We start from the raw sequence: 25,564 nt of genomic DNA on the forward strand, positions 1-25,564 counted from the left end.
AAGAAGAACCCTCAGTAGCTATCTGTATGTTCATACGGATATCACTGAGGGTTTTGTTTGTGCCTGTTGGCAACGCATAAGGAAAGAGAGATGAAACACAAGCGAAGCAACAGGACTTTTTATCTTAATTGTTTAACATGCCATAAAATTCATTCATGTAATACGATTCTTGTAATGCATCCCTAAAGTTTTGCCATTGCTCTTCGTCAAACGAGAAAACAATATCAGGATAAGGCGTCTTCATAATCAAGCGAAATTCACCATCCGGGAATGAACTGAAGAAAAGTTCGTCGCCATTACTCTTAATGATGTTCAGAAAATCGAAAAACTTATTCTGTGTAAATGTCAGTACAAAACTTTGCTGCCAGATATAATATGTTCTGCACTTATGGCAAACACTAATGTGGGTATCTCCGCGTTGACTTAGAATCTTGGTATCACACATACTATCTACATTTATTTAGACTCATTATAAATAATATCCAAATGTAAGCATTGTTTTTAGAATAACAAGTATTAAAACAAAAAAAGGAGATATATTTTTATATATCTCCTTTTTTTGTTTTGCAATGGATTAATTCAATCCTCTTTTTTTCAATAAATATTTCGGATCTGGGTCTGCACCTCTAAAGATACGGTACATTTTTGCCGGATCATCTGTTCCTCCTTTTTCGAGGACATTCTTACGGAATGAATCCGCTGTTGCTTTATCGTACAAAGATTTCTCTTTGAAGGCTGCAAAAGCATCTGAATCCAATACTTCCGACCAGATATAAGCATAGTATCCTGCCGAATAACCTCCAGTAAAGATATGCTGAAAATAAGTACTTCTATAACGCGGGATAATTGCGTCAATAATACCTATTTTCTTCATGGCTGCTTTTTCAAATCCGTTGACATCTTTCGAAATTTCCTTGGTTGTCGCATGGTAATCCATATCCAACAATGCTGCTGAAAGATATTCCACTGTTGCAAAGCCTTGATCAAAAGTACCTGCTTTTTCCATTTTTTGGATCAATGAATCTGGCATGGCCTCTTTGGTCTTAAAATGTTTTGCATAGGTCTTTAATACCTCGGGATCTGCGGCCCAATTTTCCATGATCTGTGATGGCAATTCGACAAAGTCACGTGGTACGGAAGTACCGGCCATTGATCTGTATCTGACATTGGAAAGTAGTCCATGTAAAGCATGTCCAAATTCATGAAATAGCGTAGTCGCCTCATCAAATGTCAGCAATGCAGGGTTTTTACCCACAGGTTTTGTGAAATTACATACAATAGAGATCACCGGAGGAACACGTCTACCATCTTTTGTAGATTGATCGCGGTAAGATGTCATCCAAGCGCCACCACGTTTAGATTCACGTGGAAAGAAGTCTGCATACAAAAGTCCCAGATGTGAACCATCTTTGTCTTTCACTTCGTAAACCTCTACTTCTTTATGATAGGTCGGTACATTGTTGAGGGCAACAAATGTCAAACCATATAGTTTGTTTGCTACTGCAAAAGCGCCTTCACGTACTGTTGGTAAGCTCAAATAAGGTTTGATTTCATCTTCATCCAGTGCAAAGCGTTTTTTGCGGATAATTTCTGTATAATATCTCCAATCGTAAGGCGCAACCGCAAAAGTACCACCTTCGCCTTTAATCTCTTTTGCGATATCCGCCTCTTCGCCCTTTGCTTTCGCCAAAGCCGGTGTCCATAGCTTATTCAATAAAGCATATACATTTTCAGGTGTCTTAGCCATGGATTCCTCCAAGACATAGGCCGCATGCGATTTATAGCCCAATAGCTTCGCTTTTTGAAGACGAAGGTTGACGATTTTCTGAATGATTTCTTTGTTATCATTTGTGTTATCGTGGTTGCCACGCATTTGATATGCTTCCCAGATCTGCTTTCTCAGTTCCCGATTTTTGGCATATTGCAGGAAAGGCATGATCGAAGGATTCTGTAAGGTAAATACCCATTTATCCTTTTTACCTTTGGCAACAGCTTCCTCGGCAGCCGCAGTTTTTAATGATTCAGGTAGGCCTTCCAATTGACTCGCCGAATCAACCACCAGTTGGTAGGCATTGGTTTCAGCCAATAGGTTCTGTCCGAACTGTGTTGTCAATGTCGAAAGTTCGGCATTGATCTTTTTCATTTTTTCTTTATCCGCATCTTTTAGGTTTGCGCCAGAACGCACGAAGCTCTTATAAGTCTCTTCTAGGAGTTTGTTGTCTTGGGCGTCCAGACCAAGTGTATTACGGCTATTCCAAACTTCCTTGATTTTATCAAATAATTTGGAGTTCATCGAAATTTCATCCGAATGGCTAGACAATATTGGGGCTAGGTCTTTTGCGATCGCCTGAATGCTATCGTTCGTATTTGCGTAATTGAGATTATGAAATACAGTAGATACATTATTTAGCAAGCTTCCAGCATTTTCAAGGGCTACTATCGTATTTTGGAAAGTCGCTTTATCGGAATTATCGACTATAGAGTCAATTTCCAAATTATGCACTTTTATTGCCTCCTCAAAGGCAGGCCTGAAATGTTCGGTTTTGATCTTGTCAAATGGTGGAACATTAAAGGGTGTTTCATAGGCTAACAAAAGAGGATTATCTGTCATCATTTTTTTTTCCTCACAACCAACAATCGCAGTTGCCACTATCATTAAAAATGGCAAAAGTTGTCTTTTCTTCATATCGTCTGATTATTCCTGATTTTTTTCCAAAGATAATAAAATTAGGCAAATACAGGAGTCCCGGTTCTTTGCATCGCAGCCGACCGAAAAAACGTCATCCTATTGTAAAACAAAAACTTATTCGTAACCTTGTTAAAAATAATCTGTCAATTTGGGTAAAAATATTTAAATGAGCGCTATTAACCGTTTCTTTTGGAGATGTGCAGGTGTACATCAAGAAACTCTTGAAAAGTATCCGGAGGAGCATAGTAAGTACACAGCCATAGGTGCTACTATTTTTTTTACTGGTTTGTTTGCCAGTCTTTCTGGCGGCTATGCTATGTATTTTGTGTTTAGTGGGGGAACACTAGACTGGTTCCTGGCGATCGTATTCGGGATCATTTGGGGCTTGGCTATTTTCAATATGGACCGCTATATCGTACTGAGTATCAACAAATCAAAAAGTGGCTGGATGCAACTCTTGCAGGCGCTACCCCGTATTCTCTTGGCTATTTTAATTGGTTTAGTTATTTCTCGGCCTTTGGAACTGAAAATTTTTGACAAGGAGATCCGTGAGAATTTACGCGTACGTTTCCTCGCTGACCAACGCGCAAAAATTGATACCCTGAACAGTACATTCAATAAAAAATACAGTAATGAGGTCAATCAACTAAAAGCGATAAGTGTAGAACGTGATTCACTGGAATCTAGTATCAAGACCGATCGCACCAAATTGAATTATGAAATCTATGGGAATAAAACCACAGAGACATCGGGTGTGATGGGTTATGGCCCTTATGCTAAAATGAAGGAAGAAGATCTCAAAAAGAAAGAAGCTTATCTGGACACCCTACGTAATAAGATCGCAGCACAACAAAATGCTATCCGTCAAAAGCAAAAATTTGAGGGAATACTGGATCAAAAGGTTTTGTCAAATGCCTCGCTGGACAGTGCAGTCAACGTCGCAGGTTTTGCGGATCGCAATTCAGCGCTAGGTAATCTACGCTATGATGCCAATGGAAAGGTCAATGAATCCAATGCAAATGCGGTATTCTTTATCGCGCTACTCTTTGTGTTTTTAGAATGTCTTCCTGTCATTGTCAAACTGTTGGCCGGACGTGATCCTTATGACAATGAAATCCAAAACCTAAGAACCCGACATGATTACGAATCAGACACGAATCTCGTTGTCGAGAAAGAGGCTGTTGATCGTCTAAAGGATACTTACGTCGATGTTTCGATCAATAAACGCATGAAAGAGCTGTAGGGAGGTATTAGTATTGAGTATTGAGTAGTGCGTATTGAAACTTTGGTGGGTCAAGCCTTCGGCTTATGTTATATAAGTGAGTTGGCTTTATCTATTAGCATTGAGGTATGAGTATTTAGTAGTGAAACTTTACTGAGTTCAAGCCTTCGGCTTACGGCCTTAGTTTGAGGATTGAAGAGCTTGTTTGCAAGAAGCCTAGCGCTTTTATGACCAGCTCTTCAATCTTTGTTCTTATGCCTGCAGAACCTGTCGGACGGGAAGGTTTAATTATTCGTCTTCGTCCAGAAATTTAGCGTCGATCTGTTTATTTGCTTTTGCTCCCAATCGTTTCAGCTTCTCCACTTTCCCGATGACATTTCCGGCACCTGTCGACAGTTTTTTGGTCGCATCTTCATGGCTCTTCAGTGCGCGTTCCAACTGATTTTGAACCTGCTCCATATCCGTCAGGAAGCTCACAAATTTATCGTACAAACTTCCTGCTTCTTTGGCGATTTCAATCACATTGCGTGTCTGACGCTCTTGCTTCCATATACTAGCGATAGTACGCAGTGTCGCCAACAGTGTCGAAGGGCTAACGATAACGACCTTGCGATCCCAAGCATCGCTGAATAGGTCTGGTTTTTCTGCGACAGACATACTCAATGCAGATTCGATCGGCATAAACAACAAGACAAATTCGGGCGATTCTATCCCGTACAACTCATGATAGTTTTTGGCGGAGAGCTCCTTCACGTGATTTTCAACGGACTGTACATGTTGTTTCGCGAAAATCACTCGGTCTTCATCAGTCTCCGCATTTACCCAACGCTCATAAGCGATCAAGGAGACCTTAGAATCGACAATAAGATGTTTATCTTCGGGAAGGTCTATAATCGCATCGGGCTGCATTCTCCGCCCCTCAGCATCCATTAAGGAAACCTGTAACCTAAACTCACGGTCTTTCATCAGTCCCGAACGCTCCAGGACTCTTTCCAAAATCACTTCACCCCAATTACCCTGCTTTTTCGTATCTCCTTTTAATGCTTTGGTAAGGCTATTGGCTTCATCTTTAATCTTGAGACTTTGTTCGACCAACTGCAACACGACACCTTTCAGGGAATTTCGTTCGGCCGCTTCCTGATTATAATTTTTATCTACCTTCTCTTCAAACAGCTTGATTTTCTCCTTGAGCGGATCTAGGATCAGTCCGAGTGAGCGGTGGTTTGTTTCGGTAAATTTCTGAGTTTTCTCTTCCAATATTTTATTGGCGATAACCTGAAATTCATTGTTAAACTGCCTTTTTATTTCGGCAATTTCATTTTTTTGCTCCTGAAATTTATCCATTTGGGCCTCATAGAATGAACGTGTACTTTCCAGCGAACGCTCGGCAACCAATACACTCTCACGTTCTTTGTCCAATTCATCTCTTAGCATTAAACGTTCTTCCAGCAAACTTTGTTCTCGTTGTTGTGAACGTGCCAGTTCTATTTTCAATGCCTCTACTTCTTTATTCTGCCCCACATCCACAGTAGGAGCGCCATTTCTTTTCAACACCAATATGATCAAAATGACCAACAACAAGACAATTCCTGCAAAGAAAAATATTTCCATGATTTATATTTTACGAGAATAGCAGCTTCTTACCTGTCGTGACAGAACATCTGCTACCAAATTTGATTAATGTTAAGTTTGCGTGCCAACAGCAGTATGCAACAATCTTTTTGACCGGTTATACCACTACCGACTGATGAGTTTATGCCGCTGCAACTGGGTAATGCTTTCTTCAATCCAATACCGCTTTAATTTAGACATTGCATTAAGACACAAGCAAGATATTGCTTTATGCTTATTTACTGCAACTTCTGATGGGTTTTCCACCATAGATCGGGCATTTCCCCTGATACGGCCATTTGGTAATCTTCATAACGGCATGGCACAAGGTAGTACCTTTCGTTGACAGATTTTGATCCAAAATAAGGCACTTGTATCCACCAGCGGTCTGATTTTTTGCTTTTCACAAAAACCAATTCGTGTTCTTCATTTTCAAGTGTGGTACGATAGATAATATAGGACGATTTGGGATACAACGGTGTATCCTGCTTGCGATTATAATAACCGTCGATAAAACACCAGATCATTTGAGAAACCAACATTGCGGTCTGTTCCATGGGATCAAATGTCGGGTTCAATTCGTAGAAACCAATAGAAGTACATTTGTCCGACATACCTGCATAACGTGCAAGCTGACAAGCTTCGTCTCCGTACAAGCCATTTGGAATCGCATTGGCATTGCCCGGTGCCTCTGATGCCCGTATGGCGCCAATATCGAAACTGATCAGGTCAGCAGCCCGGATAAGTGGTTCAGACTGATCCATTTTACCTGCGATCATCCCTACTCGGGTTGCATTGAAAAACAATTTGTCGTACATATTGATGGACTCTTTGCTGACAAGATAGGTCTGATAAGCAATGGAATTCAGGTTAAACAGATAATCGGGCTGATGCAAAATAATGTGATTGACATAAGACCGAGAATTGAGGCTGACATTTTCAGCTTCCTCCTGATTGAGATCGAAACGCGAATCCACAATAGCCAATTCGATCTTCCGTTCCAAATTCTGGTAGCCTAGGTATTGTGCATAGGTCAGATCCTGTCCTCCACCGATAATAATCGGGAGAATATTCGTCTTTACTAATTCTTCTACCACCGATTTCAAGGCCACGTAGGTATCCTGAATGGTATTACCTGCTTTTATATTCCCCAGATCGACAATATTCATCTTATAATCCCCTTGATACAAGGTATAAAGGTGTTTGCGTACCGCATCCGGAGCTTTATCCGTTCCGTTGTTATTGACCGATGCCCGATCCTCCTGTACACCGATAATAGCCAATTGAGGTTGTTCATTTTCCTCCCAAGTGGGAAAATCTGTTTCATAAGCCTGAATCACATTCCCTAATTGGGAATTTAAGAAACCATGCTCTGGAGAGATACTTGCAATTGAAATCGGGCTAAAGAATACGGACAATGATGACATAAGCTATAATTTGTTTAAAACATCTTATTTTTTCGGGATGCAACTCACACAAATATCCATTTATTAACTAACTTTTGAAAACATTATTTTTAACAGTATCTTTATCAAGTGATATTAATAACAGGAGGAACAGGTTTTTTAGGATCTACATTGATCAAACAATTGATCGATCAAGGAATTGACGTCATTGCGACCAAGAGAGCTCAATCGATTATTCCAGCCAGCCTGTTATCTTCTTCGTTGATTCAGTGGATTGATGCAGACATCAACGATTATTTTGAACTGGAAGACGCGCTGGAAGGCGTAACGAAAGTGTATCACTGCGCGGCACTGGTGTCCTATCAGAAGAAAGATGCTAAATCACTCTTTAAGGTCAATGTAGAAGGAACAGCAAATATTGTCAACCTTTGCCTGGAGAAAAACATTCGTCTACTCCATGTTAGTTCGATCGCCGCATTGGGCACCAACAAAGACAACTTACCGGTATCTGAAAAAGACCATTGGGAGCATAGCCCCACAACCTCCAACTATTCGCTGTCTAAATATCAGGCGGAAATGGAGGTTTGGCGCGGTATTACGGAGGGGCTGGATGCCGTTATCGTAAACCCTTCGGTGATATTGGGAGCGGCGGCCAAAGACAAAGGATCTGGAGCCATATTCTCAATGATCAATAAGGGATTGAAGTTTTATCCGAAAGGGAGTGTCGGCATCGTCGATGTGGAGGATGTCGCGTCAATTATGATCCAATTGATGGAAAAGGGCGAGATTACTGCTGAACGCTATATTATCAATCACCTCAACATTCCCAATAAAGATCTGATTAGTGTGGCCAGCGTCCTGATGAACAAGCCCGAACCTACGATTGAAGTCTCCGAGACTCTTCTTCAGATCGCATCCACTGTTTCCAGCATGCTCGCTGTCTTCAAGAAATCGGACTCTTCGCTGACCAAAGAAACGGCAGCAGCATCGAGTGCCAAATTACAGTACTCCAATGCGAAGGTACAGTCACTCTTGAACCACAGTTACCGTCCATTGGAACAGACATTAAAAGAAATTGCAAATTTGTACAGCAAACAGTAAAAACAATATAAAATATTAAACAACCGAACCCTGAACCCGTCATGAGCTTACCAAACTATCCGATTCAAAATAAAGCCTGCGTGTTTATGATTGTTTCATTTGCTAAACAGTATCCCGATGAAACCATCAAAAGCTCCAATTGCTTACCAAGGAAATGACAGTTTGCCCATGATCGCTTCATCGCCATTAAAAAACAAATAATTAAGATGAAACCATCATGGTTAACTAAATCACAGTTCGATAGTAATAAATAAGTATCCTCATGATAGATTCATCACCACTAAAAAACAAATAATTACGATGAAAAACTATTACATCATTGATTTTGATAGTACATTTACCCAAGTAGAAGCGCTCGATGAGCTCGCCCGGATCTCACTCGAAAATCATCCTGACCGCGAATCTATCTACAATGAAATTGAACGATACACCAATCTTGCCATGGAGGGAAAACTCTCTTTCCGTGAAGCCTTGGCCGGTCGTGTGAAATTGCTAAACGCGAATAAAAGTCACCTGGATAAATTGGTATCTCACCTCAAGAAAAAGGTTTCAACGTCTTTCTCACGTAATCGTGAATTTTTTAAAAAACATTCGGATACGGCCTGGATTGTTTCCGGAGGATTTAAGGAATTTATCACCCCTGTGGTGACTCCTTATCATATCAAAACCGAAAATATCTATGCGAACACATTTAGATTCGATGCGGAAGGCAATATCATCGGCTTTGATGAAGATAATCCGCTATCCACTGAAGGCGGAAAAGTACAGCTCTTAAAACAACTGAATATCGAAGGCCGACTTTTTGGTATTGGCGATGGTTATTCGGATTTCCAATTGAAAGAATCGGGTTTAATCGAAAAGTTTTTTGCCTTCACCGAGAACATCCAACGTAAAAGTGTCACTGAAAAAGCGGATTTCATCACGCCTAGCTTTGATGAATTCTTATATGTAAATGATCTACCACGCGCGATCTCTTACCCTAAAAACCGTATCCTTTGTCTCATTGTTGGTGATGTTCCGGAAATTGCTGCCCATATTCTGAAAAGAGATGGTTTCTCGATCCGTACGAAAGAGACTTTCGAAGAGAAATATGTAAAAGATGTTGGCATGCTTTTGCTAGGCGACAATATTGACATCACTGATGAACAGCTTCAACAGGCCGATAAATTAAAAACAATCGGTTATCTGGGCGATATCAAGGGGCATATCAATAAAGATATCTGCAATGCCAAAGGAATTGTCGTATTTGATGATAAGAAAAGTAAAAAGAAAAATTCGGAATTTATACCACGTCGTATGGCCGAATTTATCAACAATGGTGACACTTATCTCAGCCGCAATTTCCCAAATCTGGTATTACCAAAAGTAAAACAGGTGACAAGATTGCTGCATATCCATAAAAACGTACCGGGTATCATGGCCCAAATCAATAAGGTCTATGCACAAAACAACATCAATATTGTTGCACAGTTTTTAATGACCAGGAGCGATATTGGCTATGCCGTTACAGATATTCAGGGCGAATATGATAAAGATCTATTGAAGCAATTGAAGCAGATTGACAATACGATCAAATTTAGAATATTATATTAACAATCAACCAGCTGATCTATGCGGTAGAGTCTGGGTGATACTTCCCGTCTACCTAATTTTAGGTCGCTGATAAAATATGGATAAAGGAGCAAGGATAACAGACTATTAGCTGAACAATCAGGCGTCTTTCATCTTTGCTCTTTCATCGCTAATAATAAGATCATTTTACGTAAAACATTATGTCTCTACATCAAGATGCCGAGTTAAAGAAAGCTGTCCTTGAGCTGCCACAAAAAGAAAAAGACAAATTACTTGTCCGTCTGATCAGTAAGGACAAAATGTTGATGAAACAATTGCATTTTCAATTGTTAGAGAACGAGTATGATCTGGAGGAACGTATTGATAAATTGCGGAAGCAATTAGCTCAATTGTTTGACATCGGAACAAGTCAGATTGGCAATACACCGCATCATAGCAATTTTATCGGGCTGAGCAAGCTGGTCAAACAAGCAAGCGGTTTGGTAAACGAGCATGAGAAAGTCACCAAAGATAAAACCAGTGAAGCTGAATTTCGCTTTTATATCTTACAGCGGGTCATAGGCGACTATGAACGACTATTTGATTCGTCTTATCAATCGGCAGCCCATAAATTGCATAAATATATCACGGGCCGTATTAAACATGCTGTCGGCAAATATGATAAACTTCATGAGGACTTTCAGTTCGATTATCGGGAAGATTTTCAAAACGCACTACATGCTTTTGGTAATACAACATTAAAAAGCTATATTAGTGAACAGCGAATTGAGCTTGACCTGAATTAATTATGAGAAACAGCAAAAACCGTGTTAAAATTGGATCCTATCGTGTCACTGCCTACGAGCAATATAAATTACTCTATTTGGCGATCCTTTTGATCTTATTGGCCTTTGCCTATACATTCCACTTAGCAAAATAGTTCATTGCGGAATCTCCATTACTAGTCTTCAGTAACAGGCTGCATAATTGGTCGTTTGCCAAAGTACTTTCATCCACAGCTCAAGAGACATATCCCTCTTGTCCTATCACCAAAAGTTATCTTTTCGATAAGTTTTTTACCAAAAAATTTAGCACAACATACCATATACTTACGAGGAATTAATTAAATTCGCAATTATTCGAAATTTTTGCTCGTGGGAATTCAAGAAATACTAGAAAAATACAGCCAAAGCGAATCAGTCCAGTCGCTTACAAAGGCCATGCAGTCCAAAAATCCAAAGATTCAACTGAAAGGTCTTATCGGTTCTTCGGATGCATTTATTGCCGTCTCATCCTACAAATTGCAGGAGCGTCCAATGGTCTTTATCTTGCCAACGCACGAAGATGCCTCCTACTTTTTAAGTGACCTGGAAAGCTTACTGGACAAACAGGTACTTTTTTTCCCTTCTTCTTACCGAAAAGCTTTTGACTTCACACAGACGGATTCGGCAAATGTACTACAGCGTGCAGAAACATTAAGTTCGCTCAATCATACATCGGAATTACCAAAGATGGTGGTCACTTACCCCGAAGCAATTGCTGAAAAGGTAATCAATCGTACCGATCTGGAGAAAAACACGCTGGAGATTACAGAAAACACGGCTTTAAGTATTGATTTTATCAATGAGTTTTTGATCGAATATGATTTCGAACGTGTAGATTTTGTCTATGAACCCGGACAATTTGCAATACGAGGAGGTATCGTAGATATTTTTTCTTTCTCGAACGACCTTCCCTACCGCATCGAATTCTTTGGTGATGATATCGAAAGCATTCGGACATTTGACATAGAATCTCAGCTCTCGGTCAATAAAATCCATAAGGTTACCATTGTTCCGAATGTTCAGGCCAAGTTTCTGACCTCGCAGCACATTTCCTTATTGGAATATATCGATCAGGGGGCTTCCATTTGGATCAAAGACGCCCAGTTTACACTTGATATTGTCAAGGATGGGTTGAAAAAAGCAAAACAACTCTGGACCAGTTTGACTGATAAACAGAAAAAAGATAATCCAGACTGGCATAATCCGGAGTATGAATTTACCGACGAGAAAAACCTCAATGCCCTATTTTTTGATTTCCCGATCATTGAATTTGGAAAGCAGTTTTTCTATAAGGGGGACGTCACACTCAAGTTTGACATTCATCCACAACCTTCTTTTAATAAAGATTTTAATCTGCTGATCCATAACTTTAAGGAGAATGAGAGCCATCGGATCCAGAATCTGATCTTTTCGGACTCAACGAAACAGGTTGAACGGATCTATACGATATTAGAGGATCTTGACAAAGCGGCTACGTTTATCCCTATTCATAAAGCATTGCGAGAAGGCTTTAGGGACGACAGCTTAAAATTGGCTTGTTATACAGATCATCAGATATTTGATAGGTACTACAAATACAAGCGAAAAAAAGCATACGAACGTTCGCAGGCAATCACATTGAAAGATCTACGGGACCTTAAACCCGGAGATTTTATCACGCATATTGATCATGGGGTAGGCCGGTATGGCGGCCTGGAAAAGGTGGATGTCAATGGCAAATCACAGGAGATGATCCGGTTGATCTATGCAGACAATGATTTGCTTTATGTCAATATCAACTCGTTAAACCGGATTTCAAAATATTCCGGCAAGGAGGGTACAGTTCCAAAGATGAACAAGCTGGGTACGGATGCCTGGGATAAATTAAAGAAAACGACCAAGAAGAAAGTCAAGGATATTGCCCGTGACCTGATTATGCTCTATGCAAAACGGAAGGCTCAGCATGGGAATGCCTTCTCTCCGGACAGCTATTTGCAGAATGAACTGGAAGCCTCATTTATCTATGAGGATACGCCAGATCAGGAAAAGGCTACCGCTGATGTAAAAAAAGACATGGAATCACCACATCCAATGGACCGGTTGATCTGTGGTGATGTCGGGTTTGGAAAGACAGAAGTTGCCATCCGGGCAGCATTTAAAGCCGTTGCTGACAGCAAACAGGTTGCTGTGTTAGTCCCAACAACGATCTTAGCATTACAGCACCATCGTACTTTTACCGAACGTCTGAAAGGACTTCCCTGCAATATTGACTACATCAACCGTTTCAAAACGACCAAACAGATCAAGGACACTTTGGCGCGTCTTGCGGAAGGAAAAATAGATATCATCATCGGTACACATCGCCTCGTGAGTAAGGATGTCAAGTTCAAGGACCTTGGTTTGATGATTATTGATGAGGAGCAAAAATTTGGTGTTGCCGCTAAAGAGAAGTTAAAGGCTATGCGTGCCAATGTGGACTCGTTGACTTTGACAGCAACCCCTATCCCAAGGACCTTGCATTTCTCCTTGATGGGAGCGCGAGATCTAAGCATTATATCTACTCCTCCGCCCAATCGTCAACCGGTACAGACCGAGCTTCACGTATTTAATGAATCATTGATCGGTGAAGCAGTCAGTTATGAACTCGATCGGGGTGGACAGGTTTTCTTTATTCACAACCGTGTGGCTGACCTTCCTCAATTGGGCAATTTAATCCGCAAGCTGGTACCCGGAGCGCGCGTCGGTGTGGCTCATGGTCAACTGGAAGGAGATGAATTGGAAGATGTGATGCTCAAATTCATCAACCATGACTTTGACGTGCTTATCGCAACGACAATTATTGAAGCAGGTCTGGATATCCCGAATGCCAATACCATTATCATCAACCATGCGCATATGTTCGGCTTGAGTGACCTTCACCAAATGCGGGGCCGTGTAGGTCGTTCGAATAAAAAAGCCTTCTGTTACTTATTGAGTCCTCCATTATCAACATTGACATCGGAGGCATACAAACGACTTTCGGCGATAGAGGAATTCTCAGAGCTAGGTTCGGGATTCAATGTTGCCATGCGGGACTTAGATATCCGGGGTTCCGGAAATTTACTGGGCGGAGAGCAATCAGGCTTTATTGCTGAAATAGGTTTTGAAATGTATCACAAAATCTTGGATGAAGCCATCCAGGAACTGAAAGATGATGAGTTCTCGGAGGTATTTGCGGATGAACAGGAACGCAAATATGTTAATTTTACACAAATAGACACCGATCTTGAAGTATTAATCCCTGATGAGTACGTAACGAATATCACCGAACGCTATAATCTCTATACGGAGCTTTCCAAACTCGAGAACGAGCAGCAGCTGGCGGCATTTGAGAAAGAACTCGAGGATCGCTTTGGCCCGATCCCGCACGAAGTATTCGAGCTATTCAATACTTTACGCCTGCAATGGTTTGGAAAAACAATTGGGTTCGAGAAGATATCCTATAAAAAGAATACACTAAAAGGGTATTTTGTCAATAACCCAAAATCGAGCTATTTTGAATCGGATCAGTTTGGTCGGGTACTGTCTTTTGTGCAGTCTCACCCTGAAATCAGCAATCTCAAAGAAGTAAAAGGGCAACTTCGCCTTGCGCTAAGTAATGTAAATACAATAAGTTACGCGCTAAACCTACTCAAACAGATGTTATCGTAACTCTCTTGGCACTCAGCTATAAATAAAATCTACACAATAAGTAGATTTTATTTATATTTGGGTATACAAGAAACCTTCCTATAGCAATCTGCGCCAAGTGCAATGAAAGGATATTGAAGGCTCTTATTGGCTATCAGGAACAGACATATATGTGATGTGTCTATTGAAGCTAAAAAAAGGACACTTATCAATAAAAATTAGCATGGCATCCAATACCGAAACGATACTCGTCCATGAAGGACAACACTTCAATTCAACCGCTGCTGTAACGGCTCCTATCTTTCAGACATCAACTTATATTGCGGACAGTGATCCCGCGGAATACATCAAGGCAGCGACCGAACCCAAACATCCTTACTTTTATCACCGTCATGGCAATCCCACCAATAGCCAAGTTGCGGCGGTAGTCGCCAAACTGGAGAAAACAGAAGATGCACTCGTATTTGCGACGGGCATGGCCGCTATCAGTACCGCCATATTAGCTATTGTGAAATCTGGGGACCATATCGTTGCACAGCTTGCTCATTACTCAGGAACAGCTATTTTTTTTAAAGAATTTCTGACCGACTATGGCATCAGCGTCACAGCCGTGGACCAAACGGATACCGCAGCCTTTGCCCATGCTATTCAGGAAAACACCAAACTCATCTATATCGAAACTCCTTCCAATCCGAATTTAAATATTACGGATCTAAAGGCAGTTGGTGAATTGGCCAAGCAACATGATATTTTGAGTATGGTTGACAATACCTTTGCCTCCCCCATAAATCAGACACCACGGGACTTTGGGATTGATATCGTTGTTCATAGTGCTACGAAATATCTGGGTGGGCATAGTGATCTAACGGCTGGTATTGTCTGTGGAAGTCAGGACTATATTGCAAAAGTCTGGAAACGCAGTGTTGCTCTGGGAGCGTCCCTGGCGCCATTGGATTCTTGGCTGCTGCTCCGTGGACTCAAAACGTTGAGTCTACGTGTCAAACAAATCAATTCAAATGCGTTAGAACTCGCCAGCTTCCTTGATCGGCATCCTAAGATTAAGAACGTAAGTTATCCAGGGCTTTCAAGCCACCCCCAGCATGAATTGGCGGCCCACCAGATGCGCGGCTTTTCAGGAATGATCTGTATTGAAGTTGATGGAACAGATGAAGAGCAGGCTTTCAAAAATGCACAGGCTTTAATTAACAATCTGGAAATTTTCATCAATGCAGCTAGTTTAGGCGGGGTTGAATCACTTATCGTGCATCCAGCCAGCATGTGGGGCGGACACCACACACAGGCGCAGAAAAAAGCCTCTGGTATTACTTTGGGCATGCTGCGCATCTCAGTTGGGATTGAGAATATAGCAGATTTGATTGAAGACCTAGAGCAAGCGTTGAGGAAACTTGATTAAATTCGGACGCCACCTCCCTTTAATACTATAAAATAAAAGAGAGCGGACAGTCCATAACAACTGCCCGCTCTCTTCTGTTTTATTCGTTTATTAACTAAAGTACACGTGTACCATTGGCAATTTCTACCTGGATGACTGAAAGTTCCTTATCAAATTTTTGTTGATATTCTTTCTCCAAGGTTGGCAAAATTGATGCAACGGCACCCTCTTTAACAATATTGATTGTGCAGCCACCAAAGCCGCCGCCCATCATCCGTGCGCCAATGACTTCAGGGAATTGTTTGACATAATCAACCAAATAATCCAATTCAGGACAACTCACTTCATATACTTTGCTCAAGCCCTCATGACTCTGAAAAATATATTGCCCCAACTGTTCAATATCCCCAGAGCGTAATGCTTCGCAAGACTTCTCTACCCGTTCATTTTCACGGACAACAAAACTTGCTTTGGCATAGATATCTGCATCTTTATCTTTAACCAGTTCATCCAGCATATCTACTGTAACATCTCTCAGATTTTTAACTTGAGGATATTGCTCTCTTACCCATGATGATGCCTGCTCACATTGCTCTCTACGTGTATTGTAAGCCGTCGAAGCAAGGGAGTGTTTCACATTTGTATTCAATAGGACCACTTCATAACCTTTGAGGTCAAGTGGCACATATTCAAATCCCAAGGAGCGACAATCCAGCTTAATGACATTTTTCTCTTTACCAAAGGCCGACGCAAATTGATCCATGATACCACACATCACACCAGCATAGGTATGCTCAGCTTTTTGTGCGATCTGCGGAATATCAATCTGTTCCACATTTAATTCAAACAGTTCACTAAGGGCCAAAGTAACAGCACATTCTACTGCTGCTGAAGAAGATAAGCCGGCACCCAATGGCACATCACCATCAATATAAAGGTTAAACCCGCCCAATAGGGCACCTCGCTTTTGGTATTGGTCCACCACACCAAGGATATAATTCGGCCAGTGCTTTTCTGAAATAGTGATATCAGTTAATTTTACCTCATGACTTTCTTGATAGTCTTCAGCATACAACACAATATTATCGTCCGCACGTCTGCTGACAGCAACATAAATAGCCTTGTCAATAGCTGCAGGTAATACAAACCCATCGTTATAATCGGTATGTTCACCGATTATATTAATTCGGCCCGGAGAGGAAACCACAATGGGTTCTTCCTGATATAAGCTTTTAAATTTATTTACTATAGTTTCTTTTGCAATCATTCTTACTTAGATTTATAATGTTTGGTAGCACAATTCCGCAATTGTTCGGCGGCGACTTCAGGTGTAATATCCCGCTGTGGATTAGCGAGCATCTCGTATCCAACCATAAATTTTTTGACTGTTGCCGAGCGTAATAAGGGTGGATAGAAATGCATATGCCAATGCCATTCTGGATGATCTCCATTATTGACTGGAGCTTGGTGCATACCCGCGGAATAAGGAAAAGATGTTTTGAAAAGGTTATCGTAACGTGTGGTCAATAACTTGAGTATTGCGGCAAGATCTTCCTTTTCCTTTTCGTCAAATCCGGCTATATTTTGCACAGCTCTCTTGCTGACAATCATGGCTTCATAAGGCCAAGCGGCCCAAAAAGGCACCAAAGAGACAAAAGAATCATTTTCATCAATAATGCGCTCTTCTTTTTTTAGTTCGGCTTTGATATAATCGGCTAATAGGGTACGCTGATATCTGTCGAAGTACTTTTGCTGTTGCACACACTCCTTTTGAATCTCTACCGGTAAATGATTTTGTGACCAGATCTGGCCATGTGGATGTGGGTTACTACAACCCATAATAGCACCTTTATTTTCAAAAATCTGAATATAACGGATCCATTCCACCTTGGAAAGTTCCTCAAATTCCTTTTGCCAGAGATCAACTACAGCCTTTATAGCTGATTGTTCCATTTCGGGTAAAGTGAGGTCATGGCGTGGTGTAAATGCAATAACTTTACAGATGCCTTTTTCAGTCTCTGCAATAAACAATTCGTCCTCATTAAATTCCTGTTGGCTAGTATCTTTCAATAATGCCGAAAAATCGTTGACGAAAACGAAGCTTTCTTTATAATCTGGATTGATATCACCATCTGCCCGTTTATTGGTTGGGCATAGATAGCATTTGGGATCATAAGCCGGTCTATCATCGCCAGGCAGATCTTCTACCTGTCCTTGCCATGGTCGCTTACTGCGATGTGGAGACACGAGTACTTTTTCCCCGGTAAGAATATTAACGCGTGTGTGGGGAGAGTCCCCAAAGTTTAAAGTTGATTGCATGTTATGTATAACTGGTGTACAGAATACACAATATTAGCTTTTTTAAGTAAAAAGTTAAAATTAAAAAGTAAAATTATCTAAAGATGAGCCCTTTAAAGCTTAACAAAAAAACTAACGATATCATCTTCCCACTATATGGTTAGTCATTTCTAGGGTTAAGTAAGCCAAAGATCGGAACGCCACAGGCTCCATACAGAGTAAATTAAGCCTTAAATTTTGGATCTTGTCCTTTAATCAACTCAAAGATTGTAATTTCAGGCAGGATACCAACACGACCAGGATATCCTAAGAATCCGTAGCCGACATTGACATATAAACGCTTATTTTCTTGTGCACGGTAGAGTCCAGCCCATTCTTTATAAATATATTGTACAGGGCTCCACTGCAACATTTCAGCGCGTACACCGAACTGCATACCATGGGTATGGCCTGCAAACATCACATCGACATCAGTATCCAATACTTGTGCGCGCCAATGAGAAGGGTCATGGGACAATAATAACTTAACGGACTGTTCCTCAGTTCCCGTCAAAGCCTTTTTGATATCGCCATGTTTTGGGAAACGACCTGTTCCCCAGTTCTGCACCCCAACGATACAGAGCTCTTCGCCATCTACTTTAATCTTACGGTTTTCATCCATTAATAGATCCCAGCCCATCACTTTATGGACATCAATCACATCCTTCAAATTTTTTCGCTTCTCGGGAGAATCTTCTTTTCCATAATAGTAATCACCATAATCATGGTTACCCAATGTTGAGAAGACGCCTAAATCAGACTTCACCCGTGCAAAAATATCTTGGTATTCGCGCATTTCAGATGCTTGAGCATTCACGATATCGCCTGTAAAGAATGTCACATCTGCCTTTTCTTTCAGTAACATATCGATTCCACCGTTTACAGCAGTCTTATTATAGAAGGATCCCGAGTGTACATCTGATATCTGCGCGATGGTCATGCCGTGGAAAGCTTTCGGAAGATTAGGTAAATATAAAGGTACACGTCTCACACGGTAATCGTATGCGCCAGAAATAATACCCCAGCTTAATGGAATCAACGGCGAAGCGCCAATTAAAATACCCGCTTTGGTCAAAAATTCGGATCGACTGATGCCTTTGACCGGATTTTCGGGTAACGAGCTGCCAGCATCTGCCACAACATCCTCAACGGATTTTTTCTTGCTGAACAAGCGTTTGACCCAGACTCCGCCACGACGGATATCATCAATCAACAAAATCAAAAAGAAGAATATCTTTGAAGCTGCTGTCAGAAAGAACCCGACCAAAATAACAGATCGTACAATCAATGGAATGTTATATTGGGCGGATATAAAAACACCTAATAATAATAGGGCCGAATACGACCACCATAACACGGCAAATATTTTTGTTTTGGGAAATTTAATCTTCGTAGCACGAAGGGCAAAAAAGATATAAAAATCTAGAATGAGTAAAACACATGCATTTACTAACAACATCATTAATTCGTTTTAATTTTTGGCATTGAGTGCCAATTGCTTCAGAGATGCAATCCATTTGGGATCGTCATTAAGACTTTCGACCAAACAGACCTCCTCTCCACCTAAATCCTTGAATTCATTAGCATATTCCACGCCAATTTCATCGATAGTCTCTATACAGTCTGCCACAAATGCCGGACTGAAGACCAATAATTTTTTATAGCCTTTACTAGCGAGGTCATGCAACAAATCGGAAGTATAGGGTTGAATCCACGGTTCTTTGCCCAGACGGGATTGGAAACACAGGGAGTATTGTTCTTTCTGCAAGCCTAGTTTTTCAACAATCGTCCGCGTCGTCGCATAACACTGAGAAACATAACAATATGCGTTGACATTTGTTTTGCAGGAGTCACAACCCGATTCAGGGCATTTTAGTTTGCCGGTGGGATCCACCTTACCCAGCTGCCTGACAGGAAGGCCATGGTAGCTAAATACAAAGTGGTCGAAATGTGTAAGATCGTGTTTTCGAGCATGGTCTGCAAATGTCTCAGCCATTAAGTCATCCGTGCAGAAATTGCTTACAAAACTAATTTCAGGTAAATAATTCCATTTGCGGATCAACTCCATTACACGGTCTATTACCGAGCCTGATGTGGCTGATGCATATTGTGGGAATAATGGAATAACGCGAATGGATTCGAGCAGCATCCCCTCCATCTTGCTCAGTGCAGCTTCGATGGATGGATTTTGGTAACGCATGGCCAACTCCACATGATACTCCTCCCCTAGCGATTCCTGCAATAGGTCTCGTTGCAATATACTGTAATGCATCAAGGGAGAGCCAGTTTCCTTGTCCCAGATTGTTTCGTAAATTTTCGCTGATTTTGGAGCGCGGGTACGAGCAATAATTCCTTTTACCAATAATGTCCGTTGAAAATAAGGAATATCTATGACGCGGGGATCCATTAGGAATTCGGTCAAATATTTTTTTACGTCTGGAGTAGTTGGACTATCGGGTGTACCTAATTGTACTAAAAGAATACCTTTTTTGGCTTTATTGCTCATAGCCTACAAAAATAAACAAAAAAGCATGTACTGCAGATTCGCTCGCGATAATATGAAATATCTATGACGGGTAAATGAGGTTAGAGTGCTTCCAGGCTCGCTTTTACATCTTTCATCAGCCACATTGGTGTTGAGGTTGCTCCACATATACCAATACGGTCACCAGTCCTAAAAACTGACGCATCCAGTTCGGCAGGGTCAGAGATAAAGTAACTTTCGGGATTGGCTTTTTGGCATACTTCAAACAAAACCTTTCCATTGGAAGACTTTTTACCGGACACAAAAACAATTTTATCATATTGTCGAGCAAAGGCACCAAGATCCTCATATCTGTTAGACACTTGCCTACAGATAGTATCATTGGCTTTGACCTCATACCCTCTCTTGATCAACTCTTCTTTGATGGCGTAGAATTTATCTACACTTTTTGTTGTCTGACTATAGAGCGTAAATGAAGCTGGCAGATCAGCATCATCCAACTCAGCTATATCCTGAAATACGAGTGCTTCGTTATTTGTCTGTCCCTGTAGACCGATGACTTCCGCATGCCCATGTTTTCCAAAGATCAAGATCTTTTCCTCCTGATCAAAAGAGGTTTTGATCCGATTCTGCAACTTGAGTACGACTGGACAGGATGCATCAATTAGGGTAATATTGTTTTCTAACGCTGTACGATAGGTTTCGGGGGCTTCACCATGCGCACGGATCAGTACCTTCTCGTTTTGTAATGTTGGCAGTGCAGCATGATCGATAATACGCAGTCCTTTGGCTTTCAATCGGGCTACTTCTTCGTCATTGTGTACGATATCACCAAGACAATAGAGGTAACCATCCTCTTCTAAAATCTCCTCTGCCATATCTATAGCGTATACCACTCCAAAGCAAAAGCCGGAATCCTTATCGATGTCTACTGTTAGATTTAATGCCATAACATTACAAAGTTACATATTCGTATCGAATATATTTATTTAATAGATTTGTTTACAGTTGATTTTTTATTTCTGTTCATTATCAATTGCCTATGAACTTATTACATTTTCCATGGCAAAAAGATTGCCAGTGACGGAGGGAGGCGCAACTTACGGATTCAGCAGAGTTAAACTGAGACTTGTTTCAAGACCATGAGTAACGCAAATTAACACACTAAGGTGAATAAATTGTTTTTTATATAAACCTAATTATATTGCATATAAAAAGCAATTTATCTAAGTTTGCAAAAAAATTAAAATAATGGCAACTAACAGAACTTTTACGATGATTAAACCTGACGCAGTAGCGAACGGTCACATCGGTGCAATCTTAAACGATATTATTGCTGGTGGTTTCAAAATCATTGCAATGAAATACATTCAATTATCAAAAGAAACTGCTGGCGCATTTTACGCAGTGCACAAAGAACGTCCTTTCTACGGTGAATTGGTAGAATTCATGACTTCAGGTCCTATCGTTGCTGCAATCTTAGAAAAAGACAACGCTGTTGAAGATTTCCGTACATTAATCGGTGCTACTAATCCAGCTGACGCAGCTGAAGGTACAATCCGTAATAAATATGCTAAATCTATCGATGCTAACGCTATCCACGGATCTGATTCTGATGAAAATGCGGCTATCGAAGGTAACTTCTTCTTCTCTCAATTTGAAAGATTTTAGTCATTAGCAATGCTATAAAAAAAGCGTTGTACAGCTGTACAACGCTTTTTTTATGTATTATCGATTTGCTATCTCCACATAAATCCACCAATCCTAAAAAAACGGAGGAATTTATTGATCGCTGTTAGCGCTGGCTTCTTAATCTTCCACTTTAATCCGCTTATCCCTGTTGGCGGAGCATCAAAATCCTGTACTGTAGCATTACCTGTTCTCATATGTGTTGGTGGCTGCATTTTATGTTTCTCAACAACCAATATGCTGTCGTAATAATGCAAGGAGTTGACCGAACGTGTAAATTCATTGACTTTCAGTCCGCGTTGCTCTGAATGATGGGCATTGATGTAATCAATAAAATTCTTACTGTATTCGATGAAAGTGCCATTCCGTTTATGCCCACCACCATAAAAAACTTGGTAAGAGGTATGCAGGTCTTCACATAGATAGACACCATCCTCTTTTACATGTCCAAATAACTCTTCAAATGTAATAATCTGTTGCAGCATGGTATGCCCGCCATCATCTATCAGGATATCTATTGGTGGGATTGATTCTTTCACTTTACGAAGGAATTTACGGTCTGACTGAGATCCGATAAATATTTCTACATTCTCCTCTTCTAATTCTTTGCAATTGGGGTTGATGTCTACACCATAGATTTTAGCTTTGTCGCCAAAATATTTCTTCCACATCTGAAGGCTTCCACCCTGAAAGACACCTATTTCCAGCACAACAATCTCTTTATCTTTAAATCGACGGAAATGGCGATCGTATACGTCGAAATAATGCATCCATTTGTTTATCAGCTTCGCATTGTTATTTCGGAAATATTCCTCTAATTCGTTCATATTAGACACAAATAAATGGTTTAGTAAATTTGTGTTTTGAAGCTAATTAAATATAATGGGAAAGTCAAGTTTTTTTGATGGAAAAACTTAGGAGATATTCACGTATATACCTTATACTTAAGTGTTCCTCAGCTGGGAAGAACTGAGTCAGAAAATAACAGATCACTTGTATAAAAAAATAAACAAGAAGTTGTCAAAAAAGAGAAAGGACCCCGCTGGAGAATTTAACTACTGAAATGAGGCTCCAAGAGGATACGAGTAAAAAAATAGGGTATCCATTTCTTTTGGACACCCCCACTGACATTGGACTGTAGAATAAACTAGAAATTTCTTTTCCCTAGATATTCATCTTCTTTAGCCGTCATCTTAGCTTTATCAGCCGGTTTTTTGTCCGGATATCCACAAAGGTGCATAACACCGTGGATAATGACGCGATGCAACTCATCACGTTCATCAACCTTAAATTTTTGTGCATTCTCCCGGATACGTTCCACGCTGATAAAAATATCTCCAGCAATGGTATCCTCATCTTCTGATGAATCAAAAGTCACAATGTCTGTATACGTATCGTGATTCAGGTATTCTTTATTGATTTCCAAAAGATAAGCGTCCGAACAGAGGATAAAACTTAGTTCGCCTACGCGCTTAAATCCCTCACCTTTAATCGCATCAGCGATCCATTGGCGAATCTTACCTTTTTCTTTTAATTTGAAATCTATGTCTTCTGTAAAAAATAATATGCTTTTCATCTGTAACTATGTATTAATTGAGCCCGCTATGCTCAGTTTTGATTCTATCGCCTAAATGGACTATATGATCATAAAATTGATATTACTCCATCAATAAACGAGTTATCTATTGCTAACGGCTCATACGATAAAATTCGTATTTAAAAATTCCGCCCCTCCATATAGCTCTGCAAGATAATTGTCGCTGAGACTGTATCGACCAGGCCTTTCTGTTGACGGTCCTTTTTCTTCTTCCCACTTTGAGCGATGGCTGCAGAGGCCATTTTAGAAGTAAACCGTTCATCAATTTCCACAACTGGAATTGTAGGGTAGGTCTTTTTCAATTTGCGCATAAACCCGACCACATGCGAAGCTGACTCCGAATCCGATCCGTCCAGTTGTTTGGGTTTACCGACAACGAATGTTTCGATCTGTTCCGTTTGGAGGTAATCCGTTAGAAAAGTCCAAATATCCTGCGGATGAACTGTTGTCAGTGCCGTAGCAATAATTTGCATCGGATCCGTAACCGCAACCCCAATTCGTTTTGTACCATAATCAAATGCCATTAACCTCATGGAAAATCGTTTTTTACAAAAGTACAATTTAGATTTGAGTATCGAGATATGCGTGTTGAGATTCTGCTTCTACAGGTTATAAGCCCATGAAGTGTCATCATTTTTTTATTTTTTATTGTGTAAAACTTCAATTCACTAAAAAAGCTATAACTTTGATAGACTATTTAAAAGATAAATGAGAAAAACAGTTATTGCCAGCCTTTTTGTTGCATTTTGCCTATATGGTCATGCGCAGAGCAATTATGAGCAACAAATTTTGGCCCAGCGCAAGGAAAAGGCTTTGGAATTAGCCAAAGAACAATTTGGCCCATTGAAAGCCGATCAAGTGGCATCTTTAGATTACTTTCCTATTAGTCCTAACTATAAAGCTAAAGCAAAAATAGAGGTCTTATTTGATGAACCTGTATTTCGCATGCCTACCTATGACGGTACCAGCAATGAATACAAACGCTATGCGATTGTGACATTTCAATTGAACGGGGCTGAAAGGACATTAAATATCTATCAAAGTGTGGCCTTATTTCAAAATCCTGCTTACAAAAAACATTTATTTTTACCATTTTTAGATCAGACAAACGGCCAGGAGAGTTATAGTGGTGGACGGTATATCGACCTGTCCACAGATGACATCAAAGGAAGTACCATTGAAATAGATTTTAATAAGGCTTACAATCCTTATTGCGCCTATAGCAACGGTTATCGTTGTCCAGTTCCCCCAGTAGAAAACAATTTAGAAACAAAAATTATGGCAGGAGAAAAAGCCTTTCATAAAGCGAAGAATGAGCGACCGGTCAACCTGAATGCCGGACAGGAATTTACGGAAGCTGACAAGAAGATTATTCTATCAGGGAATGAAAACACACTTCTTCGTGTATTACAAACTACCGATGAAAAAGATTTAAAGGTATTGAAAGCGACAAGCAGTGATGTTAAGTACAATGACCCGCTGTTAGAAACACTTTCAAAACGGATGTTTGCAACCGTTCGGGATCCAAACCATCCAGGGGTAGGAATAGCGGCACCTCAAATTGGGATCAACAAAAACCTGATCTGGGTACAACGGTTTGACAAACCGGAGCAACCTTTCGAGTTTTATGTAAACCCAAAAATCTTGTGGCGTTCAAAGCTAAAACGGAAGGGTGCGGAAGGCTGTCTATCCATACCAAATCGCAAAGAAGACGTTTTGCGGAGCTACGCGATCCGTTTGCAATACATCAATAAGGAGGGAAAAGTTATCGAAGAAAATATTGAAGGGTTTACCGCAGTAATCTTCCAGCATGAAACGGATCACCTCTTCGGCATATTATTTCCTGACCGCCTGGAAGAGCAGGAAAAAGACAGCTATGTACCATTGAATGATAAGATTGATTTTTCCATCTTGCCAAAGACCTTGACTCCATAGTAACAGATTTGTTGGACCTGGCTGAAAAATGCCTGTCCTCCTGGAAATCATAAATGTATCTATAAAAAGAGCCCCC

At 40.5% G+C, this 25,564-nt stretch carries 21 protein-coding genes; 9 read left to right on the top strand and 12 right to left on the bottom strand.

What is annotated here, in order from left to right; genetic code table 11:
* Positions 1-124: 124 nt before the first annotated feature.
* On the bottom strand, positions 125-445 hold the full coding sequence (locus tag DFQ12_RS17770) for a hypothetical protein (RefSeq protein ID WP_120260384.1): 321 nt from the start codon (positions 443-445) through the stop codon (positions 125-127).
* A 129-nt stretch (positions 446-574) separates the two neighbouring features.
* Entirely contained in the window at positions 575-2,686 is a 2,112-nt protein-coding gene (locus DFQ12_RS17775) for a M3 family metallopeptidase (RefSeq protein ID WP_120260385.1), read from the bottom strand.
* Positions 2,687-2,855: 169 nt separating this feature from the next.
* On the opposite strand from DFQ12_RS17775, the gene DFQ12_RS17785 reads away from it, so the two are divergent.
* Positions 2,856-3,932 (top strand): DUF4407 domain-containing protein, encoded by a 1,077-nt coding sequence (locus DFQ12_RS17785; protein WP_120260387.1) that lies wholly within the window; start codon positions 2,856-2,858, stop codon positions 3,930-3,932.
* Between the two features lie 267 nt (positions 3,933-4,199).
* Here DFQ12_RS17785 and DFQ12_RS17790 read toward each other — a convergent pair whose 3' ends face one another.
* On the bottom strand, positions 4,200-5,522 hold the full coding sequence (locus DFQ12_RS17790) for a DNA recombination protein RmuC (protein WP_120260388.1): 1,323 nt from the start codon (positions 5,520-5,522) through the stop codon (positions 4,200-4,202).
* Positions 5,523-5,761: 239 nt separating this feature from the next.
* On the bottom strand, positions 5,762-6,949 hold the full coding sequence (locus tag DFQ12_RS17795; protein ID WP_120260389.1) for a formimidoylglutamase: 1,188 nt from the start codon (positions 6,947-6,949) through the stop codon (positions 5,762-5,764).
* A 108-nt stretch (positions 6,950-7,057) separates the two neighbouring features.
* Between DFQ12_RS17795 and DFQ12_RS17800 the strand changes: the two genes are divergently transcribed.
* From DFQ12_RS17800 to DFQ12_RS17820, 6 genes are all read left to right on the top strand, one after another.
* The gene (locus DFQ12_RS17800) at positions 7,058-8,029 is read left to right on the top strand and encodes an NAD-dependent epimerase/dehydratase family protein (RefSeq protein ID WP_120260390.1); all 972 of its coding nucleotides are present in this window, start codon (positions 7,058-7,060) and stop codon (positions 8,027-8,029) included.
* Between the two features lie 300 nt (positions 8,030-8,329).
* A complete protein-coding gene (locus tag DFQ12_RS17805; protein ID WP_120260391.1) occupies positions 8,330-9,622 on the top strand; it encodes an HAD-IB family phosphatase in 1,293 nt (430 codons plus the stop codon).
* 179 nt (positions 9,623-9,801) lie between these two features.
* A complete protein-coding gene (locus DFQ12_RS17810) occupies positions 9,802-10,386 on the top strand; it encodes a hypothetical protein (RefSeq protein WP_120260392.1) in 585 nt (194 codons plus the stop codon).
* Positions 10,387-10,388: 2 nt separating this feature from the next.
* Positions 10,389-10,520 (top strand): hypothetical protein, encoded by a 132-nt coding sequence (locus DFQ12_RS28520; protein WP_257096529.1) that lies wholly within the window; start codon positions 10,389-10,391, stop codon positions 10,518-10,520.
* 214 nt (positions 10,521-10,734) lie between these two features.
* Positions 10,735-14,073: a transcription-repair coupling factor gene (gene mfd, locus DFQ12_RS17815; RefSeq protein WP_120260393.1), complete on the top strand. Its 3,339-nt coding sequence runs from the start codon at positions 10,735-10,737 to the stop codon at positions 14,071-14,073.
* 202 nt (positions 14,074-14,275) lie between these two features.
* Entirely contained in the window at positions 14,276-15,466 is a 1,191-nt protein-coding gene (locus DFQ12_RS17820) for a trans-sulfuration enzyme family protein (protein WP_120260394.1), read from the top strand.
* A 94-nt stretch (positions 15,467-15,560) separates the two neighbouring features.
* Here DFQ12_RS17820 and galK read toward each other — a convergent pair whose 3' ends face one another.
* The 5 genes from galK to DFQ12_RS17845 all read right to left on the bottom strand — a co-directional run bounded on the left by galK (position 15,561) and on the right by DFQ12_RS17845 (position 21,217).
* Positions 15,561-16,712 carry a galactokinase gene (gene galK, locus DFQ12_RS17825; protein ID WP_120260395.1) on the bottom strand — a complete coding sequence of 384 codons (1,152 nt, stop codon included), beginning with the start codon at positions 16,710-16,712 and terminating at the stop codon, positions 15,561-15,563.
* Positions 16,713-16,714: 2 nt separating this feature from the next.
* A complete protein-coding gene (locus DFQ12_RS17830) occupies positions 16,715-17,764 on the bottom strand; it encodes a UDP-glucose--hexose-1-phosphate uridylyltransferase (protein WP_120260396.1) in 1,050 nt (349 codons plus the stop codon).
* Between the two features lie 202 nt (positions 17,765-17,966).
* Positions 17,967-19,241: a metallophosphoesterase gene (locus DFQ12_RS17835; protein WP_120260397.1), complete on the bottom strand. Its 1,275-nt coding sequence runs from the start codon at positions 19,239-19,241 to the stop codon at positions 17,967-17,969.
* Positions 19,242-19,253: 12 nt separating this feature from the next.
* Positions 19,254-20,288 carry a ferrochelatase gene (gene hemH / locus DFQ12_RS17840; protein ID WP_120260398.1) on the bottom strand — a complete coding sequence of 345 codons (1,035 nt, stop codon included), beginning with the start codon at positions 20,286-20,288 and terminating at the stop codon, positions 19,254-19,256.
* 80 nt (positions 20,289-20,368) lie between these two features.
* The gene (locus DFQ12_RS17845) at positions 20,369-21,217 is read right to left on the bottom strand and encodes a 4-hydroxy-3-methylbut-2-enyl diphosphate reductase (protein WP_120260399.1); all 849 of its coding nucleotides are present in this window, start codon (positions 21,215-21,217) and stop codon (positions 20,369-20,371) included.
* A gap of 301 nt (positions 21,218-21,518) precedes the next feature.
* On the opposite strand from DFQ12_RS17845, the gene DFQ12_RS17850 reads away from it, so the two are divergent.
* Positions 21,519-21,938: a nucleoside-diphosphate kinase gene (locus DFQ12_RS17850; protein ID WP_077437233.1), complete on the top strand. Its 420-nt coding sequence runs from the start codon at positions 21,519-21,521 to the stop codon at positions 21,936-21,938.
* Positions 21,939-22,006: 68 nt separating this feature from the next.
* Here DFQ12_RS17850 and DFQ12_RS28725 read toward each other — a convergent pair whose 3' ends face one another.
* The 3 genes from DFQ12_RS28725 to ruvX all read right to left on the bottom strand — a co-directional run bounded on the left by DFQ12_RS28725 (position 22,007) and on the right by ruvX (position 24,086).
* On the bottom strand, positions 22,007-22,783 hold the full coding sequence (locus tag DFQ12_RS28725; protein ID WP_120260400.1) for a class I SAM-dependent methyltransferase: 777 nt from the start codon (positions 22,781-22,783) through the stop codon (positions 22,007-22,009).
* 320 nt (positions 22,784-23,103) lie between these two features.
* The gene (ybeY, locus tag DFQ12_RS17860; protein WP_120260401.1) at positions 23,104-23,532 is read right to left on the bottom strand and encodes an rRNA maturation RNase YbeY; all 429 of its coding nucleotides are present in this window, start codon (positions 23,530-23,532) and stop codon (positions 23,104-23,106) included.
* Positions 23,533-23,672: 140 nt separating this feature from the next.
* The gene (gene ruvX, locus DFQ12_RS17865) at positions 23,673-24,086 is read right to left on the bottom strand and encodes a Holliday junction resolvase RuvX (protein WP_120260402.1); all 414 of its coding nucleotides are present in this window, start codon (positions 24,084-24,086) and stop codon (positions 23,673-23,675) included.
* Between the two features lie 175 nt (positions 24,087-24,261).
* Here ruvX and def point away from each other — a divergent pair, with 175 nt between their 5' ends.
* On the top strand, positions 24,262-25,488 hold the full coding sequence (gene def / locus DFQ12_RS17870) for a peptide deformylase (protein WP_120260403.1): 1,227 nt from the start codon (positions 24,262-24,264) through the stop codon (positions 25,486-25,488).
* Positions 25,489-25,564: the final 76 nt, after the last annotated feature.

It is taken from the genome of Sphingobacterium detergens (genome assembly GCF_003610355.1).
Lineage (GTDB): Bacteria > Bacteroidota > Bacteroidia > Sphingobacteriales > Sphingobacteriaceae > Sphingobacterium > Sphingobacterium detergens.